At 67.6% G+C, this 859-nt stretch carries 1 protein-coding gene; it reads left to right on the top strand.

Going from position 1 to position 859, the window contains the following annotated elements:
- A partial coding sequence (locus tag J6497_RS40715; protein WP_225709753.1) for a condensation domain-containing protein occupies positions 1-859 on the top strand: 859 nt, incomplete at both ends.

Genomic DNA, 859 nt, shown 5'->3' with positions numbered 1-859 from the left:
CAGGCGCAGTATTGGCGCAACACGCTGGCTGGTGCGCCGGCCCGTCTTGCCTTGCCGACGGACCGGCCGCGGCCGGAACAGCAGTCGTTTGCCGGGGGCACGGTGCCTGTCGTCATCGATGCGGATCTGACGCGAGAGTTGAAGCGGCTGAGCCGGCGGCATGGCACGACGTTGTTCATGACGGTGCTGGCGGCGTGGGCCGCGGTGCTGTCGCGCCTGGCGGGGCAGGACGATCTTGTGATCGGGGTGCCGACCGCCAATCGTGGTCGCCGCGAGATCGAAGAGTTGATCGGCTTCTTCGTCAACACCCTGGCGCTTCGCCTCGACCTGTCGGGCGCGCCGAGCGTGGTGGAGCTGTTGGAGCGGACGCGGCGCACGGCATTGGCGGCGCAGGAGCATCAGGACCTGCCGTTTGAGCAGGTGGTGGAGATCGTGCAGCCGCCGCGCTCGCTGGATCACACGCCGTTGTTCCAGGTGGGGTTGGCCTGGCAGAACCACGCCGATCCGTGCTTCGACCTTCCCGGGCTGAGCGTGGAGGCTGCGGGGCATGGGTTCGATCAGGTCAAGTTCGATCTGGAGCTGAACTTGAGCGAGCGTGGCGAGGTCATCGCCGGCACGCTGGGCTATGCCACGGCGCTGTTCGACGAAGCGACCATTGAGCGCCAGCGTGGCTATTTGCTGGCGCTGCTGCGGGCGATGGTGGCCGATGCCGAGCAGCCGGTTGGGCGGATTGGGCTGCTGTCGTCCGCTGAGCGCACCTATCTGTTGGAGGAGTTGAACCGGACGGCGGCGGCGTATCCGTCGGAGGTGTGCATCCACGCGTTGTTCGAGGCGCAGGTGCGCCAGGCGCCGGATGCGG

The organism is Bradyrhizobium cenepequi (assembly GCF_020329485.1).
Taxonomy (GTDB): Bacteria; Pseudomonadota; Alphaproteobacteria; order Rhizobiales; family Xanthobacteraceae; genus Bradyrhizobium; species Bradyrhizobium cenepequi.
This window is presented reverse-complemented; position numbering and strand designations above follow the sequence as displayed.